The organism is Enorma timonensis, assembly GCF_000321165.1.
GTDB lineage: Bacteria > Actinomycetota > Coriobacteriia > Coriobacteriales > Coriobacteriaceae > Enorma.
The window spans coordinates 1-17,076 of the sequence record NZ_CAPF01000027.1 but is presented as its reverse complement, the minus strand read 5'-3'; the positions used below and the strand labels follow the sequence as shown (position 1 = coordinate 17,076).

The following is a 17,076-nucleotide window of genomic DNA, read 5'->3' as shown; positions in this document are numbered from 1 at the left end:
TGGCTGCGAAACGGCGCGCTCGCGCTCATTGCCGTCGCCTTCTTCTGGCAGGCCTGCATCTCGACGGTCGAGCCCGATGGATCGCTTGCCCAAGAGCCGTTCTGGTACAACTACTGCATCATCTGGCTCGTGACGTACCCGATCATCCTGGGCGCGCTCTACCTCATGCTCGATCGCCGGCCGTTCGAGCGCTTCGCCCCCGCGCTCGCGCGGCGAACCCGCGGGCAGGATGTGAAAGCCATCGCGATCTACCTGGGATTTGCGGTGCTCGCGATCGTCGTCGCCCGCATCGCGTTCCCCGCGTGATAGCGCCCGCTCGCAATCGTGCTCTTTGCGCACCCCGGTTGACCCCGCCGCGCGCGTGCGTAAAATACTCCTCTATCGACGATTGGGGTGTCTATGTCATTAGAATTCGGCCAGCGAGCCGATCTTGTCGATGTGCGGCGCGTCGGAATCCCGCGCGCCCTCTTGTACTACCGCTACGGTATCGCCTGGCGCACGTTCTTCGAGCAGCTCGGGCGCGAGGTCGTGCTCGACGAGCCGTCCGACCGCGGCACGCTCGAGGTGGGCGACCGGCTCTCCGTCGACGAGTGCTGCCTGGCCTCCAAGCTCTTCTTAGGGCACGTGAGCGCGCTCATCGACGCCGGCGTGGACGCGGTCTTCGTGCCGAGCCTCATGGGCTACGGCCGCTTCGACACGTTCTGCACGAAGTTTCAGGCGCTGCCCGACCTCGCGGCGAACGCGTTCGCGGTGGCGGGGAGGCCCGTGCGCATCATCTCGCTGCGCATCGACGAGCTGCATGGCGAGACGGAGGAGGCCGCCTTCAAGGGCCTCGCCGCCCGCTTCGGCGCGAGCCGCAAGGAGGCCGCCCGCGCCTACAAGGCCGCCCGCGCGGCGCAGCGCTCCTACGACGAGGCCATGGCGCGCGAGCAGGAGAAGCTCGTGAAGAGCCTGGGCAAGCTGCCCGTCGCGGAGCGCCCGCTCACCATCCTCGTTGCGGCGCACCCGTACGTGAGCCACGACCCCTTTGTGGGCGGCGTGGTGGAGGATGCCCTGCGCGACCTGGGCGCGTGCGTGCTCTTCGCGGACGAGACGGACCGCGCCCGCGCGCTCAAGCGCAGCTACGAGTTCTCGCATTCCATCCCGTGGATCGTGAACCGCGAGCTCATCGGCTCGATCCTCATGCTGCACGAGCACATCGACGGCATCGTGCTCATGAGCGCCTACCCGTGCGGCCCGGACTCCATGGCCGACGACGCCATCGAGCGCTGCATCAAGGGCAAGCCCATCCTCACGCTCACCGTGGACGCCCAGGCGGGCACCGCCGGCGTCGAGACGCGCGTGGAGAGCTTCGTCGACATCCTTTCCTACCAGAAGAAGGGCGGGTACCTCAATGCGTAAGATCGCCTCGGAACCCGAGCAGAGCGCCGGCGAGCCCTGCGCCCGCGAGCCCCGCGAGGAGCGCGGTCGCATCACGCTCAAGCCCGGCGAGCCCCGGCCGCTGTTCTTCACCGGCAAGCACCGCAAGCGCGACCGCCACTCGCGCCACCGCGTCGCGTTCTTCCATTTCCGCTCCTACGGGCCGGCGTTCCGTTACTTCGCCGAGCAGGTGCTCGACGCGGACTACGTGCCCACGCCCACGCCCACGCGCGCCACGATCGAGCGCGGCGCCGAGATGAGCGCGGACTACGTGTGCACGCCGTTCAAGCACATCATGGGCGACTACGTGGCGGCGCTCGACGCGGGCGCGGACGTGCTCGTGCAGGTCACGGGCTTCTGTCGCCTCAACTACTACGGCGAGCTTGCGGAGATGATCCTGCGCGACGCGGGGTACGAGGACTTCCGCATGCTGAACTTCTCGGACGTCGCGACGGGCAAGGTCCGCGACTACGTGGCGTACTGCAAGAAGGTCGTGAACCCGGACCTTTCCATCGCGCACGGCGTGAAGAGCCTCTACGGCGCCTACCGCATGGTCGAGCACATCGACGCGGTGCGCGACCGCTACCTCGCCAACGCCGCCTTCGAGGTCGAGCCCGGGTCGTTCGACCGCGTGCGCCGCAGCTTCCTCTCGGACATGGACGCCGCGCAGACGAACATGGACATCGAGGCGGGGTTCCGCCGGGCGATGGACGCCTTCGACGCGCTGCCCCTGGACAAGCCGGAGCACCCGGTGCGCGTGGGCATCGTGGGCGAGTACTACACCGCGCAGGACCCCACGAGCAACCTCGACGTGGAGCGCAAGCTGCTCGACCTGGGCGTGGAGGTGTCGAACTGCATGTCCATCAGCCGCTTCAACCTGCACTACAACGCCGAGGCCTCCCGCGCGGCCATCGCCGAGTACAGCTCCTACGATATGGGGCCCACCTCGACGTTCAACATCGCGTGGGCGAAGCGCTATGCGGAGGAGGGCTACGACGGCATCATCCACATCAAGTCGGCCGGCTGCACGCCCGAGATCGACGTCATGCCCGTGCTGCAGCGCCTCTCCCGCGACTACCGCGTGCCGGTGCTCTTCCTCACCTTCGACACCCAGACCTCGGACGCCGGCCTGGACACGCGCCTCGAGGCGTTCTACGACATGATCGCGATGAGAAAGGTTCGCTCATGAAGGCATATCTCGGCATCGATACCGGCTCCATCTCCACGAAGGGCGTGGTGATCGACGAGGACAAGAAGATCATCGCCCGCAGCTACCTGTGGACCGAGGGCGACCCGGCGGGCGCGTGCCGCCGCGTGGTGGACGACCTGCGCGGCCAGATCGACCTGGATGAGGTGCAGGTGATGTCCATCGGCACCACGGGCTCGGCGCGCCGCCTCGTGGGCGCGATGCTCGAGGCGCAGGTGGTGAAGAACGAGATCACGGCGCACGCGGTGGGCACGACCTTCCTGCACCCGGACGTGCGCACCATCCTGGAGATCGGCGGCCAGGACTCCAAGATCATCTGCATCGAGAACGGCATCGCCGTGGATTACGCCATGAACACGCTCTGCGCCGCGGGCACGGGGTCGTTCCTCTCGAGCCAGGCGCACCGCCTGGGCGTGGAGGTCGAGGAGTTCGGCGAGATCGCGCTCACGAGCGAGAAGCCGGCGAACATCGCCGCGCGCTGCACGGTCTTCGCCGAGAGCGACCTCGTGCACAAGCTGCAGGTGGGCTACGAGAAGAAGGACGTCATCGCGGGGCTGTGCCGCGCGGTGGCGACGAACTACCTGAACAACGTGGGCAAAGGCAAGAAGATCGAGGCGCCCGTGGTGTTCCAGGGCGGCGTGTCGAAGAACGTGGGCGTGGTGCGCGCGTTCGAGGACGCCCTCGGCATGCCGGTGCTCGTCGACCCCGACGGCCACCTCATGGGCTGCTTCGGTGCGGCGCTGCTCGCGGCCGACGCCCCGGTGCTGCGCTCCGAGCCGTTCCGCTTCGATATCGACGACTTCGAGTTCCGCACGCGCGAGGTGGTGTGCGGGCACTGCGCGAACCACTGCGAGATCGTGTGCGTGTACCGCGACGCCGACCTCATCGATTCCTGGGGGAACCGCTGCGACCGCGGCGCGATTCGCCCGAAGCCCCGCGCCCGCGCCTGATGCACCGGCGCGCCGCGAAGGCGCGGTGATAAAATGGTGTCAGACACCTTTTTATCAGTTTCAGGGTGGTAACCCCGCGGCGCGCATGACCCGGCTCCGCCCGCGCTTGCTACAATGGACGAAAGAGTTCCGCGCATGCGCCCTCGGGTGGGGAGGTCATCATGTTCTGTCCGAAATGCGGTAAGAAGAACGTTGACGGTGCGAAGTTCTGCTCCTTCTGCGGGGCGGAGCTGCCGGCGGCGGTCGTGCGGGAGCCGGCCCCGGCGGCGGATGCGGCCGAGGAGAGCGCGGCTGCGACCACCCCGGATGCCGTGGCTGCGGCCGAGGCTTCCGCGACCGAGGTGCAAACCGAAATCGACGCGCCGTCCTCAGACGTGCTCGCGGATTCCGGCGCGGTGCCCGCGGCTGGCACGCCGTCCGCAGATTCGGGCGCGGGAAGCACCGCGGCCGCGGCCTCGTCCTCGGCCGCCACGGGTACGCGCGTGGTCGCCCCGGGCGACGTGCATGCCCCGCGCAAGCGCAGCAAACTGCCCGTCGCGCTCGCGGTCGTCGCGGTCGTCGCGGTGGCCGTCATTGCCCTCGCGGTCTTCGTCCTGCCGGGTGTGTTCGGCTCCATCTTCGGCGGCGATAGCAACGACGTCGACGAGCAGGCGAATGCCGCGAGCCTTAGCTACGGCCTCGCCTCGAGCGCGGACGGCTGGGATTACTTCTACTGCGTCACGCGCCAGGCGATCGTGCGCGCGAAGCCGGGCTCCGAGCTCGAGGACGTGCTCGTCGTGCCTGACGACCCCACGCTCACGTACGAGGCGCCGAAGTTCTACGTGACGAGTATCGCCGCCGATGGCGACCTCGTCTATTACGTCGCACAGAGTTTCAACAACACGAGCCCGTATACACAGCTCCGCTGCGTCAGCGGTGACGGCAAGGGCGATCATTTGGTGCTCGACCTGACCAACCAGAGCAGCGACGACGGCGCCTACACCATGGTGAGGGGACTCTACGCCTATGACGGCCGCGCGTACCTCGTGTTGAACGAGGGCTCCTACGATGCCGACATCTCCACCATGCGCGTTGTGAGCATCGGTGCCAGCGGCGAGGAGGAGCCGCGCACGGAATGCACGCTCGATGATAGCTACGACAGCGTCATCGTGACGCCGGAGAAGATCTACTACGTGCAGAACACCTACAACTCCAGCGCACAGAACTACACATCGATCTACATGGCGAATCTGGACGGCAGCGACACCTCGCGCGTGTTCATGGGCGAGGGCGAGTCGGTCAGCGACCTTGCGCTCGCGAACGGCAAGATCGTGGGCTGCTTCTACAACACGGTGGCGAACGCGCAGAACGTGAGGGTCATCGATCCCGAGACCGGTGAGGACGAGACGCTGTATGCGGGCCGGACCGATGAATGGATCAGGATGCTCGCGGTGTCCGATGACACGGTCTACCTCGAGAACGGCACCGTCGAACAGTATGACATCACGAGCTGGGACCTCATGACCGTGCCGCTTTCGGGCGGCGACGCGACCACGCTCGCGACCGATATCGACTACTACAACCCGACGGCCGCCGTGGTGAACGGGCACTTGCTCGTGCTCGAGAACGGCCAGGACATCTCGAGCAGCGGCGCGCGGGCGCAGGCGCGCGACCTCGAGAGCGGCGAGGTCATCGAGGAGTACCTCTAGGGCGTCCCGCGCGGGCGGTCGCTTGCAGAGACCGCCGGCTGCATAGGCGCATGAACGGCGTATGACACTACCCAGTGCCCCGTCGGTTGCGGTGGGGCACCGGGTCGCGTGGGTTTCGGCGCATATGAAAAACCCCGCGCGGGGCGGGGCTTTTGATATCAGTATGGTGCTGGGGGCTGAGTCAATCGAACCCGTCCCCAATGACTCGCGAGGCTACATGCGGTTCATCTCGTTGCCGACCTTGTTGTACCAGTCCTGCCAGGTGGGCGGGCAGTAGCGCTGGGCGGCGGCGGGCGTGAGGGTCGTGCCGTACATGTCGCGCAGGTAGCTCACGTGCTCGTAGATGCCCTCTTCCCAGCTGCCGAAGCTCACGAACCCGCCGCCCACGGCCGTCCAGCCCCAGGCATTGCAGGTGTTCGCGCAGTAGAGGCCCTTGGTGCTCTCGATGCAGGCGATCGCGGGCGACCAGCGCGGGTCGACGCCGTAGGTCCACGCGGCATCGGCGAACGCGCGGCCGTAGCCGGCGAGCGGGGAGCCCGCGAGGTACGCGTCGATGCGGCCAGTCCACTCGTTGACGAAGTCGTCACGCGACATGTTCCAGTTCACGGCACCGGAGTTCACGACGGTCGAGGCGGTCTGGCCGCCCTGGTCGGCGGAGCTGTAGGGGTTGTCGCCGCTCACGCCGGAACCCTCGCCGGCGGACGTGTCGTTCGCGGCGGCGGCAAGCTCGGCGGCGGCTTCGGCCTCGGCCTGCGCCTGCGCGGCGGAGCGGAGCGCCTGCGCCTCGGCGAGTGCATCGGCGGCAGCCTGCTTCTCCTCCTCGAGCTGCTGCTTCTGGGCATCGAGCTCGGTCTTGCGCTGTTCGAGCTCGGCCTGCATCTCGTTCAGCGACTCGATGGCCTCGGTGTTGGAGCTCTGGATCTGGTCCATGTAGGCGCAGGTGGTGATGAAGTCGCTCATGCTCTCGGAGCCCACCATGATGTTCACGAGCGGGTTGGAGCCCTGGCGATACTTGTACATGTCGCGCATCGCGGCGCTGGCAGCGGCCTGCTGCTCGGGAATCTCCTGCTCGAGACGCTCGATCTCGGCGGTGTTCTCGTCGATCTGCTTCTGCAGGTCCTCGAGCTTAGAAGCGGCCTCGTCATAGGCGGCGGCGGAGTCCTCGACCTGGGAGGTGGCCGCCTCGAGCTCTGCCTGGGTCTCGGCCGAGACCGCGTAGGCGGAGACGGGGGAGAGCGCAGGGGTCGCGGCGAAGGCCACGGCGAGCGCCGCGCACGTGAGGGCACGGGCGGGCCGGCGGGCGATCACGCGAACGATAGAGCGGTGTGTGTCACGCATAGATGTCCTCGACAATCTGGTTGCCTGAAACGCGAGAACGATTATAGTATGGTCGAAGAATTAATAACCCCCTGATTAAAGTTTAAGGCTCAAGTTGAAGGTTTAGGATAGGGCGCGACCTGCGCGTTCAATGAATCGTTAAGAAACGATGGAGTTTAAACTTCACCTTTAAGGTTAAGGCTTGAGGGTTTCGCGAGGCACCCGTGTACAGCCTGTCGCGTGGCGGCGGACGCGCAGCTCGCGGTGGTCGGCTGTGATAGCATAGGCCTCACGCAATCATTGGCCTCGATGTTGGTGCGGAGACGCACGGGCGGCCTCGGCCGTCCAGGGGAACGGGGTGCGAAGCCTCGGCTATACCAGTAACCGTGATTCGCGTGCCGCGGGAAGCGCGCCGTAGATCGGGCGGCGACGCGTCGGCACAGCAGCGATAAGCCGGATCGCCTCACATCGTATGCACCGCGAACGGAGCAGGTGCCAGGCCCTGGGGGAAAGGAATCCGGCATGGCTGGATGCACGCGGCGCGCAATGCGCCGCAATCCGAATGGAACAGATGTATTGGTGAACGAGGCGGGGGCGCGGGGCGGCGTGTTCGCTGGTGGCGCGCGCGGCTCCCATGTGGCCGGTCTCGCGCGCCGCGCGCTCGCGGCATCGCTCAGCGCGCTGCTCGCGTTCAGCCTGGTGCCCGCGCAAGCCTGGGCAGGGGAGGCCGCCGCGGCGAGCGGGGCGGCGGCCGTCGAGGAGGAAGCGAACGACGAGCAAGTCGAATTGAGCGAGCCATCCATCGAGGGCGACCAAGTATCCTCTGAGCCTGAGACGGAGGAAGTGTCCGACGCTTCGGCATCTATGGTAAGTGAGGACGGCAGCCAGGATAGCGGAGCCGGACAAGTCGGTTCCCCGTCGTCTCCGCAAGCATCGTCCGATCAAGTCGATGTGGCCGCGGACGAGATCGAGGTCACCGCAACCATCATCGGAGCCGATGCCGCCGGGAACACGCAGGTGTGGGTTCCTGAAGCTTCCTATACGGTCGAAGAGGGCTCTACGGCAGCCGATCTTATCGAGCGGATACTCGATGAGGAAGGTCTCGCCCACGAAGCGACGGGCCAGGGTACAAGCGACTACTATCTTTCGACCATCACCTCGCCGGACGGAAGCGTGCTTGGCTGGGATGCGGAGACGGGGAGGTATTGGCAGCTGTTCCAGAACGGCACGGCTGCGGAGACGGGCGCAGGTAGTATCGAGCTTGAGCCCGGCGATTCCATTGCGCTCTATTACTCTGCATATGGCGACGAACTGCCCGCAGAGGATCCTGGCCAGGGCAGCGTTGCCATCAACGTGATCGGTCGTGATGCCGCGGGCGATCCGCAGGATTGGGGAACGGTCGATATCCCGATCAACGATTCCTCCGCTACGCTCGATGTCATCAATGCCGCTCTTGATGAGCTCGGGCTCGCGCACGAATTCGAGGCTGCCCCAGATGACGATTCCATGCATCGAATCTTTAGCATCACTGCACCCGGCGGAGAGCCGCTCGTCTCCGGCGCCGTTGACGATAACACCTGGCTCGTAGACGGCGACGCAAGGTACTTCGCGGTCGACGGTGAGGGGGCGGATGTATGGATTGAGTATCTATCTCTGAACCCGGGAAGTACGCTTACCATGTATTACGGCGCCTTCAACAAGGTTCCGGAAATCGATGATGGCGAAGACACCGAGCTCACCCCCGATGCGCCGCGTCCCGACTACGACTCCTCTTGGCCCTTCGCATCCGGCACCGCATCGGGCGCGGTGACGATCGCCCCGACACCGACCGAGGCTGCGGGTCTCGATTGGACGTACGATTTCGGCGCCAACGAGGGCGAACCTGCCCCCATCATCGTTAACGGCGACGTGTACCTCGTGGTGGGCAGTACGCTTCGCAAGGTCGATGGCGCAACGGGAGCGTTGCTTGTATCGGTCGAGGTGGGTGCTCCCATCGCGTATTTCTGCCGTCCCGTCTACGCGGATGGCCTCATCATCGTGCCCGCCGATGACGGTACGCTCACGGCGTTCACGGCGGATACGCTGACGGCGGTCTGGAAGTCGCAGCGGCTCTTCGATGACTCGTCCTACCAAGCTACGTCGACGCTTACGGTATCCAATGGCTATGTGTATGCGGCGTTCGGAGTGCCCGGCTCGAACGATAATCCCAGCACCGCGGGTGCGCTGGTGTGCGTTTCCGTGGCGGACGGATCCGTCAAGTGGGAGCGCTCCGCGCAGAGCGCCGATACGGGAACACTCGAGGGGTACTACTGGGCAGGTGCCGTGGCATCGGGTGATGACATCGTGATCGGCGACGATGCCGGGCGCGTGTCGCTTATCGATGGCGAGACGGGGGGTGTTCTCTCCCAAGTCTCCATCGGTGCTTCATGCCGTGCGGGAATCGTCGTCTCCGAGTCCGATCCGAATGCGTTTTTCGCGGTCGCGCGCGATGGCTCGCTGCATAAGGTCGTTCGCTCGGGCGATGTGCTCGCGCTCGCGGGTTCGGTTTCATTCGCCGCGGCCTCCACGTCCACGCCCGCGGTCGCGGGTGGCAAGGTGTTCGTCTGCGGCGTAGATGCCCAGGGCTACGGCACGTTGTCCGTAATCGATGGGGATTCGCTCGCGGTCGATCGCACGGTGCGCGGCGGGAAGGGCGCGGCGCAGAGCTCGCCGTTGGTCTCGACGCAGGCGGACGGCACCTACGTCTACTTCACCTGCAACGCCCTGCCGGGCGGCGTGTACGTCTATCGCGTGGGCGATGCGGCGGCGCGCGAGCTCTACGTGCCCGATGCAGATGAGCAGCAGTACTGCATCGCTTCGGTCATCTGCGACCCCGAGGGCGCGCTTTACTACTTCAATGACTCCGGCGTGCTGTTCAAGCTTTCCGGCCGTGCCCAGGTTAGCGTATCGTTCGATACCCATGGCGGCAGCGAGGTTGCTCCCGTCTATGTGCCGGTCGGAGGGCTTGTGCAGCAGCCTGAGAAGCCGACAAGGCCTGGGTACGTGTTTACCGGATGGTTCACCGATTCCGCCTGTACGCATGCCTGGGATTTCTCCACGCCGGTATCGGAGAGCATGACGCTCCATGCTGGCTGGCGAAAGGTCTCGTCAGCGGGCGGCACGCCCGCTGGCACCCCCGGTGCCAGCCTGATGACCCCGGTGGGCACGGTCGCTCCCGCCGCGACGCCGCTCGGCGCCAGCGAAGAGGCTGCCGCTGACGCCGCTGGGGCGGAGGCCATCGCGATTTCGGCCGACGATGCGGGCGGAGCGGTCGCGACACGCATGCTCGCGGCTCCCGTGGAGTCCTCGATGAACCCCTGGGCGATTGCCGGCGTGGTCGCGGGCATCGCGGGAATCGCCGCGATCGGGCTCTTCCTGGGCCTCGGCAAGCGTCAGGGAGGTCGCTGATGAACGGGGGACGTCGCCGCGCCATTATCGCCGGCGTGGGCATCGCGGTATGCCTTATTCTCGTGGTCGTGTGCCTGGGCTTCGTGCGTCCCGGTGCGGACGGCGGCTGGTCGGTCGCCTGGCTCTTCCAGACCACGGAGGAATCGGCTCAGGCTGCGGGGTCTTCGTCCGCCGCCACCACGGCTGAGGAGCCCGCGACGGACGCTGGCGCAGCCGATGCGCCCAAGAGCGATAGCGCCGCTGCCCAGCAGACGGACGGTGCATCCGCGCAGGATACGTCCTCTGCGAGCTCGCAGCAGGGCGGCGCGTCCAGCCAGGGCGCTGCGTCCGGCGGGAACTCGTCCAATTCCCAGGGTGGCGCGAGCGCATCGAACCCGGGCGCTGCGGGCGGCGAGGAGAGCTCGCAGACGGTAACTATCTCCGTAAGCATCGACTCGTCCCAGGTGGGGAGCCCTGTCTCGGCGAGCGGCACGTACACCTTCGATCGCGGCGCGACCGCCTACGATGCCCTGTGCGCGCTCGGGGTCTCCGTGAACGCGAGCACGTCGCAGTCCGGCGTCTACGTCATGTCCATCGGTGGCCTCGCCGAGAAGGAGCACGGCGCCACGAGCGGCTGGATCTACCGGGTGAACGGCGCGCAGCCGGCGACGAGCGCGAGCAACTACGTGCTCTCCGACGGCGACGTGGTGCGCTGGGTGTACTCGGTCTCGGAATAGGGGACCTCGCGGCGCGCTCGGAAGCCCATCTGGGCGCGCCGCCGCGCCTAACGCCCCTCCTGTGCCCCCTCCAAAACACAAAGCGAGCGAAACGAGCGTTTTATACGGGGGTGGCCAAGTAGCCGGCGAAGGGGTAACCTCGCTACCTGGGGCTTCGTTGGCGCGCAACCCCTTGCTACTTCGAGGGGTGCCTATAAACCGTTCGTTTCGCTCACTTTGAGAAATCAAAAGCGGCGCCGAGGTGTTCTCGACGCCGCTTTGCGCGTAAAAGGGTGTGCGGGCGCGTCGCCGCGCGGGCTATTCGGTGGTGGAGAGGAACTTCTTGCGCGTGAAGAAGTTGTACCACGTCACGCAGAAGGTCGCGAGCACCTTCGTGAGCTGGTAGGCGATGTTCAGCACGGTGACGCCCACGAACATGAGCACGTCGGTGAGCCCGAGGCCGATCGCGGAGAGAATCGCGAAGATGGTGAACTCGCGCTTGCGGCTCATGTCGTCGCGATGCGTGAAGACGTACTTCATGCTGAGCGCGTAGTTGAGCGCCACGGACACGATGAACGAGATCGAGGTGCTCACGAGGTAATCCACGTGCAGGAGCTCGGTGAGGGCAACGAGCAGTGCCCAGTCCACCGCGAAGGAGACAATCCCCACCACGGCGAATTTGCTGAACTGCTGAACCGCCGGCTTTGTGAGCGCGCTGCGCACCGAACCACTCCAAACGTCTCGGGTAACGGGCGCGTCTGCATGGCGCAGGCAGCCCGCTTGGGTCTTCGACTATAGCCGTAACGTCAGCGGTTTGTAAGCTCGCGGGAACATTTTTATCAAGTGCTCAGAAAAGCAGCGCTAAATCTGCACGTTTCGCTAGGCGCCCTTCTCCTCCAGGAAGATCTTGCGCGTCACGAAGTTCCACACCATGACGATGGCGGTGGCGCCCACCTTGACGAGCCGGTAGTCGAGGCCCGCGAAGTTCGTGCCGAGCCACATGAGGCCGTCGTTGATGCCGAGGCCGATCACCGAGAGCACGACGAAGATCGCGAACTCGCGCTCGCGGCTCATGCCCTCGCGGTGGCGGAACACGTAGCGCATGCTCGCCACGTAGTTGAAGATGAGCGACACGATGAACGAGATCGTCGCCGAGACGACGGGATTCAAGCCGAAGACCTCGGTCAGGAAGATGAGCACGCCGAAGTCGATGATCGTGGCGATGATGCCGACGATGCCGAATTTCATGATCTGCTCGATAAGGTGGCGCATGCTGCTCCTTTGCCAGAAAGTCCCGAGTGAGAGATTGTAGGTCAAAAAGGGACGGGTTCAAAACGTGAGAAAAGTAACGTTTTGAACCCGTCCCTTTTTATGGCAAAAAGTAACGTTTTAAACCCGTCCCTTTTTGATGCATCAGGCGCGCTCGGGGAGGGCGCCGGTGCGGTAGGCGTCGAGCAGGAGCCGCAGGTCGCCGATCTGCTCGCGGATCTCCTCGCCCGTGTCGGTGTCGCTCACCATGATGCGGTGGGTGGCCTGCGCGAAATGGTCGGTCTCGCTCTTGATGTCGGCGTTGTGCACGAGCGCCTCCTCGACGCTCTTGAACGCCTCGTGCGCCTTGAGGCGCATGCCGCGCGAGCTCGAGATGAGCGTGTAGCCCGCGATGCCCGTCTTCGGATGGTAGGCGCTGCAGAACCCGCCGTCGATGACGAGCAGCTTGCCGTCGGCGCGGATGGGCTTCTCGCCGCTCGCCGTCTTCACGGGGGTGTGGCCGTTGATGATGTGGCCCGTCTCCGGCGCGATGTCGAACTCGCGCATCACCGCGTCGCAGGCGCTCACCTCGTGCGTGAGCGTGAAGTAGGGGTCCATGGGCTCCTTCCAGGTGGAGGTGTCCTCGATGTAGGAGCGCTCGAAGGTCTTCACGTGGCGGCCGGACGCGGGCGAGCGGAAGCCGATCCACAGGTACCACAGCCAGTCGAGCGCCTCGCGGTCGCCGTCGCGCCAGGCGCGCCGCGCGATGCCGTCGCAGAAGTCGAGGTAATCCCTGCCGTTCCTCCAGGTGCCCTCGCAGTTCATGCTCGCGAATGTGCCGTCCTCGTTCATGGGCACGCAGCCGTGGAAGAGCAGGTTGCCGTTGCGCCTGAGGTACATGGAGCCGTTGCGGTAGAGGAAGTCCACGTGGCGGCGCAGGTGGTCGGAGCCCTGGAACTCCGCGACGAGCTTCTCGACGATGCGCCGCTCCTCGGGCGTGAGCTCGTAGGGGTGCTCGGGGTCGAGCGTGGGGAAGTCGCGCGTCACGAGCGGCCAGGTGACGCCGTCGATCTCCACCGTGCCGGCCTCCCGGTCGATCTTGCCCAGGAGCAGCCGATCTTCCATGTCGAACTCGGGGTGCCGCTGGATGATCTGCCCCTCGAGCTTGAAGAGCAGGACGTTCACGGCCTTCATGAGCGGGCTCAAGCGCTCGCCCGCCCGGTAGGTGCGGTCCGCGAACGCCACGAGCCCGCGCAGCGAGATGCCGTAGTCGTTCTCGAGGATCTCGTAGTTCCCGTAGCGCAGGTTGTTGCGCAGCACCGAGACCACGCACGCCTCCTCGCCGGCCGCCGCGCCCATCCACAGCAGGTCGTGGTTGCCCCACTGGATGTCGGTGCGCTGGTGCTTGCAGGCCATGAGGCGGTCGATGATCTTCGCCGCCCCGCCGCCGCGGTCGAAGATGTCGCCCACGAGGTGGATGTGGTCCACGGCGAGCACCTTGATGAGCTCGGCGAGCGAGGAGATGAAGTCCTCGGTGGAGCCCGTCTCCAGGATGGAGTCGAGGATGCGCTCGTGGTAGCGCACGCGCTAATTGTTCTCGTCCGGGTGCGTGTGCAGCAGCTCGTCGATGATGTAGGCGAAATCGTGCGGGATGGCCTTGCGCACCTTCGAGCGGGTGTAGCGGCTCGAGAGGCGGCGTGTGACGGCGATGAGCCGGCTGAGCGTCTGCTTCGTCCAGGTGGGGGAGTCCTGGCGGGCGGCGCGCACGAGGGCGAGCTTCTCGTGCGGGTAGTAGATGAGCGTGCAGAGGTCGGCCTTCTCGGCCTCGGTGAGCGTGTCCTCGAACACCTCGTCCACATGCTCGCGCACCACGCCGGAGCAGTTGTTCAGGATGTGCATGAACGCCTCGTACTCGCCGTGGAGGTCGCTCATGAAGTGCTCGGTGCCCTTCGGCAGGTTGAGGATGGCCTGCAGGTTGATGATCTCGGTGAACACCGCCTGCTGCGTGGGAAACTGCTGCGAGAGCAGCGCGAGGTACTTCATCGATCGCTCGAGGCGCTCGTGCATGGGGTGGCCTCCTTCGTGTGGTCTGGATGCCCGGCGCGCCGCCCGGCATCGACGGGTCACGCACACATATATAAGATTATCCGTTTTGCGTCCGTTGTGCGCCGTGCGGCAGGAGGCATCGCGTGAAACGTGGAGGAACGGTGAGAATGCAGGGGGCACCGCAGGGTGGCAAAGCGCGCAGCTGTCGAGTACAATGAACGTCGTATGTTCCGGGAGCGCGCCGCGAGCGCGAAGGCTTCCGGTACCGGAACGATTGCGAGCCATAGCCGAAGGGAGGGAAGACGATGAGCGAACCCAGGCACGATGACATGAAGAATGTCATTTGGGGGGGGGCAATCGTCGCATTCCCGTGGCTGAGGAGCGGCAAGGACAGCCGCCTTCAGATTCCGGCAGGCATTTCAAGCAAGCTGCTGTAACAACCGATACACGTGAATCCGCGGGCGCCTCGAGCAAGGAGGCGCCCCGCGACACCGCCGCGCGCACGGCGCCCAAGCCCGTCGCGCCCGCCCAGCAGGACGAGCCCCTGCGCCGCGTCAAGAAGCGCCGCCATCCCGCGCTCAAGATGCTCGGCATCGGCTGCGGCAGCCTGCTCGCGCTCGCCCTCGTCTTCGTGGCGATCTTCGCCGTGTGGTTCGGCGGCCTCAGCTCCTCGATGCAGGTCGATGACGAGCAGGAGCGCCAGGACCTCGAGGACAGCCTCGTGGACACGAGCAGCGACAGCGATGCATTCTACACGCTCATCCTCGGCCGCGACGCGCGCCCGGGCGATGAGGTGAGCCGCAGTGACGTCATCATGCTCGCGCGCATCGACCCCAAGACGGGCACCGTGACCCTCATCTCCATCCCGCGCGACACCATGGTCACCATCAACGGCGAGACGCAGAAGATCAACGCCTCCTACGCGTTCTCCGGCGCGGGCGGTGCCGTGCGCTGCGTCTCGCAGTTCGCGGGCGTGGACATCACCCATTACGTGAGCATCGACTTCGAGGGCCTCGTCGAGGTCGTCGACATGCTCGGCGGCGTGTGGGTCGATGTCCCCGAATCGTTCTCCACCGGCGGCTACAGCTTCGAAGCCGGCGAGCAGCTCCTCACGGGCGACGAGGCCCTCGCGTTCGCGCGCGACCGCTACCACGTCTCGGGCGGCGACTTCGGCCGCGCCCAGGCGCAGCGCATCCTCGTCGAGGCCATCGTGCGCCAGGTGCTCGCGAGCTCGCCCATCGAGCTCCCCGGCCTCATCTCCAAGCTCGCGGGCTGCATCACCACGGACCTCTCCGCCGTCCAGCTCGTGGAGCTCGCCCAGCAGTTCGTGGGCAAGGACCTCACCATGTACTCCGCCATCTGCCCCAGCTACACGCTCTATCAGGACGGCGTGAGCTACGTGGGCACGATGTTCGACGAATGGCGCCGCATGATGCAGCTCACGGACGCCGGCCTCGACCCCAACAGCGAGACCGCCGAGATTCCCGAGGCGCAGCAGGCGGATACCGAGCTCGGCGCGGCTTCCAACTCGCCCGCGCCCCGCGACTACCAAGGGCTCGCGGAGAACGCGATGACGACCGACGACGTCGCGGCCGCATCGTAGGACACGCTCTCGTGAAGTGAAAGGCATTCGATGACTCTTCTGGAACTCCTGCAACTGCTGCGCAAGCACCTCAAGATCGTGGTGCTCCTGCCCATTGCGTGCGCGGTGGCCATGGCGCTCGCGAGCGTGCTCGTCATGCGCAACACCTACACCGCGCAGACGGACATGTACGTGCTCGCGTCGAGCGAGGGCGAGTCGAGCGGCGCGCTCTCGAGCGACCTCTCCGCGAGCCAGATGCTCACGAATGACGTGGCGCAGCTTCTGAAGAGCGACCGCGTGATGTCGGACGCGGCGGACGACCTGGGCCTCCCGAACCTCGATGCATACGACATCACCGTGTCGAGCGAGTCCACCACGCGCGTGATCACGCTGTCGGTGACCGGCGGCGACGCGCGCGGCGCGGCCAACGTGGCGAACGCGCTCGCCAAGAACGTCTCGCAGGTGGCGCGCGAGGTCATGAACGTCCAGAGCGTGAACGTCATCGATGAGGCGCCCGTGCCCCAAGCGCCGAGCGGCCCCAACCGCCCGCTCTACATCGCCGTCGCCTTCATGGCGGGGCTCTTTTTGGCCGTGGCGATCGTCGTGGTGCTCGACCTCGTCGACACGCGCGTGCGCACCGCCGAGCAGGTCGAGGAGCTCCTGGGCGTGCCGGTGATCGGGCGCATCCCCGAGATGAAGAAGGTGAAGTAGATGTTCGGCAAGAAGAAAGGCGGCTCGGACGCCGCCGTGGTGCAGAACGCCGCGAAGACCCTGCTTGCGAACGTCCGCTTCGCGAGCGTGGACAAGCCGGTGAAGTCCATCGTGCTCACGTCCTCCGTCCCCAACGAGGGCAAGTCCACCGTCGCCTACCAGCTCGCGCAGGCCATGGCCTCCGGCGGCAACCGCACGCTGCTCATCGAGTGCGACATGCGCCGCCGTTCGCTGGCCGATATGATCGGCGTGCGCGCCCGCTACGGCATCTACGCCGTGCTCTCCGGCCAGGTGGAGCTCGCCGACGCGGTCGTGCGCACGCAGCACGCGAACCTCTCATTCCTCGATTGCGAGCCGCACATCCCCAACCCGGCCGACCTGCTCGCGAGCAAGCGCTTCCTGCACCTCGTGGGCACCGTGACGGCCGACTACGACTACATCGTGTTCGACACACCGCCCATCGGCACGTTCGTCGACGCCGCGGTGATCGCGGCCATCGTGGACGCCACCGTGCTCGTCGTGCGCGAGCGCTTCGCCAAGCGCGCCGAGGTGCTCGGCGCCTACGAGCAGCTCAAGAAGGCCGACGCGAACGTGATCGGCGTCGTCATGAACATGGTCGAGGCGGAGTCGAGCGAGTACTACTACGCCTACTACAACAAGGACGGCAAGCGCGTGCGCAAGAGCAAGGGGCACACCGAGGACGGTCCCTCGCTGCCGCCGCAGCGCGGTGGGAGCGCAGCGGGCGCCGCGGGCGCGACCCCGGCAG

Annotated in this window: 13 protein-coding genes and 1 pseudogene; 10 read left to right on the top strand and 4 right to left on the bottom strand. The window is 66.1% G+C overall.

All coding sequences use genetic code 11. The annotated features are described in order from the left end of the window. The 5 genes from BN423_RS03035 to BN423_RS03015 form a co-directional block, all read left to right on the top strand. Positions 1-306 (top strand): hypothetical protein (locus BN423_RS03035; protein WP_026088991.1); only part of this gene is annotated, 306 nt, incomplete at its 5' end. Between the two features lie 93 nt (positions 307-399). After that, entirely contained in the window at positions 400-1,401 is a 1,002-nt protein-coding gene (locus tag BN423_RS03030) for an acyl-CoA dehydratase activase-related protein (RefSeq protein WP_222859243.1), read from the top strand. Continuing rightward, a complete protein-coding gene (locus tag BN423_RS03025) occupies positions 1,394-2,608 on the top strand; it encodes a hypothetical protein (protein WP_019238793.1) in 1,215 nt (404 codons plus the stop codon). Before BN423_RS03030 ends, BN423_RS03025 begins: the two co-directional genes overlap by 8 nt. Next, a complete protein-coding gene (locus BN423_RS03020) occupies positions 2,605-3,576 on the top strand; it encodes an acyl-CoA dehydratase activase (protein WP_019238792.1) in 972 nt (323 codons plus the stop codon). Before BN423_RS03025 ends, BN423_RS03020 begins: the two co-directional genes overlap by 4 nt. 161 nt (positions 3,577-3,737) lie before the next feature. Next, positions 3,738-5,264: a zinc ribbon domain-containing protein gene (locus BN423_RS03015; RefSeq protein WP_019238791.1), complete on the top strand. Its 1,527-nt coding sequence runs from the start codon at positions 3,738-3,740 to the stop codon at positions 5,262-5,264. A gap of 213 nt (positions 5,265-5,477) precedes the next feature. On the opposite strand, the gene BN423_RS03010 is transcribed toward BN423_RS03015, so the two are convergent. After that, complete coding sequence (locus tag BN423_RS03010) at positions 5,478-6,602, bottom strand: coiled-coil domain-containing protein (protein ID WP_232385481.1); 1,125 nt, start codon at positions 6,600-6,602, stop codon at positions 5,478-5,480. 501 nt (positions 6,603-7,103) lie between these two features. On the opposite strand from BN423_RS03010, the gene BN423_RS03005 reads away from it, so the two are divergent. Both BN423_RS03005 and BN423_RS03000 read left to right on the top strand, forming a co-directional pair. Continuing rightward, positions 7,104-10,028, top strand: coding sequence for an InlB B-repeat-containing protein (locus tag BN423_RS03005; protein WP_232385480.1), 2,925 nt, complete (start codon positions 7,104-7,106; stop codon positions 10,026-10,028). Beyond that, positions 10,028-10,744 (top strand): DUF4430 domain-containing protein, encoded by a 717-nt coding sequence (locus BN423_RS03000; protein ID WP_019238788.1) that lies wholly within the window; start codon positions 10,028-10,030, stop codon positions 10,742-10,744. The genes BN423_RS03005 and BN423_RS03000 overlap by 1 nt, the downstream gene beginning before the upstream one ends. 297 nt (positions 10,745-11,041) lie before the next feature. Here BN423_RS03000 and BN423_RS02995 read toward each other — a convergent pair whose 3' ends face one another. The 3 genes and pseudogenes from BN423_RS02995 to BN423_RS02985 form a co-directional block, all read right to left on the bottom strand. Beyond that, on the bottom strand, positions 11,042-11,446 hold the full coding sequence (locus BN423_RS02995; RefSeq protein WP_019238787.1) for a GtrA family protein: 405 nt from the start codon (positions 11,444-11,446) through the stop codon (positions 11,042-11,044). A gap of 156 nt (positions 11,447-11,602) precedes the next feature. After that, positions 11,603-11,995 (bottom strand): GtrA family protein, encoded by a 393-nt coding sequence (locus BN423_RS02990; RefSeq protein WP_019238786.1) that lies wholly within the window; start codon positions 11,993-11,995, stop codon positions 11,603-11,605. Between the two features lie 141 nt (positions 11,996-12,136). Continuing rightward, positions 12,137-14,038, bottom strand: a pseudogene (locus tag BN423_RS02985) (fructose-1,6-bisphosphatase). A gap of 349 nt (positions 14,039-14,387) precedes the next feature. Here BN423_RS02985 and BN423_RS02975 point away from each other — a divergent pair. The 3 genes from BN423_RS02975 to BN423_RS10675 form a co-directional block, all read left to right on the top strand. Further along, complete coding sequence (locus BN423_RS02975) at positions 14,388-15,620, top strand: LCP family protein (RefSeq protein ID WP_019247110.1); 1,233 nt, start codon at positions 14,388-14,390, stop codon at positions 15,618-15,620. Positions 15,621-15,650: 30 nt separating this feature from the next. Further along, entirely contained in the window at positions 15,651-16,310 is a 660-nt protein-coding gene (locus BN423_RS02970) for a YveK family protein (RefSeq protein WP_019238781.1), read from the top strand. Next, the coding region (locus tag BN423_RS10675; protein ID WP_019238780.1) for a CpsD/CapB family tyrosine-protein kinase at positions 16,311-17,076 on the top strand (766 nt) is incomplete at its 3' end.

What these genes read in the sequence shown, in the direction of transcription:
- BN423_RS03015 (WP_019238791.1), top strand. Translation starts at nt 3,738, where the DNA reads ATGTTCTGTCCGAAATGCGGTAAGAAGAACGTTGACGGTGCGAAGTTC.
- BN423_RS03010 (WP_232385481.1), bottom strand. Translation starts at nt 6,602, where the DNA reads ATGCGTGACACACACCGCTCTATCGTTCGCGTGATCGCCCGCCGGCCC.
- BN423_RS03000 (WP_019238788.1), top strand. Translation starts at nt 10,028, where the DNA reads ATGAACGGGGGACGTCGCCGCGCCATTATCGCCGGCGTGGGCATCGCG.
- BN423_RS02990 (WP_019238786.1), bottom strand. Translation starts at nt 11,995, where the DNA reads ATGCGCCACCTTATCGAGCAGATCATGAAATTCGGCATCGTCGGCATC.
- BN423_RS03025 (WP_019238793.1), top strand. Translation starts at nt 1,394, where the DNA reads ATGCGTAAGATCGCCTCGGAACCCGAGCAGAGCGCCGGCGAGCCCTGC.
- BN423_RS02970 (WP_019238781.1), top strand. Translation starts at nt 15,651, where the DNA reads ATGACTCTTCTGGAACTCCTGCAACTGCTGCGCAAGCACCTCAAGATC.
- BN423_RS03020 (WP_019238792.1), top strand. Translation starts at nt 2,605, where the DNA reads ATGAAGGCATATCTCGGCATCGATACCGGCTCCATCTCCACGAAGGGC.
- BN423_RS03005 (WP_232385480.1), top strand. Translation starts at nt 7,104, where the DNA reads ATGGCTGGATGCACGCGGCGCGCAATGCGCCGCAATCCGAATGGAACA.
- BN423_RS03030 (WP_222859243.1), top strand. Translation starts at nt 400, where the DNA reads ATGTCATTAGAATTCGGCCAGCGAGCCGATCTTGTCGATGTGCGGCGC.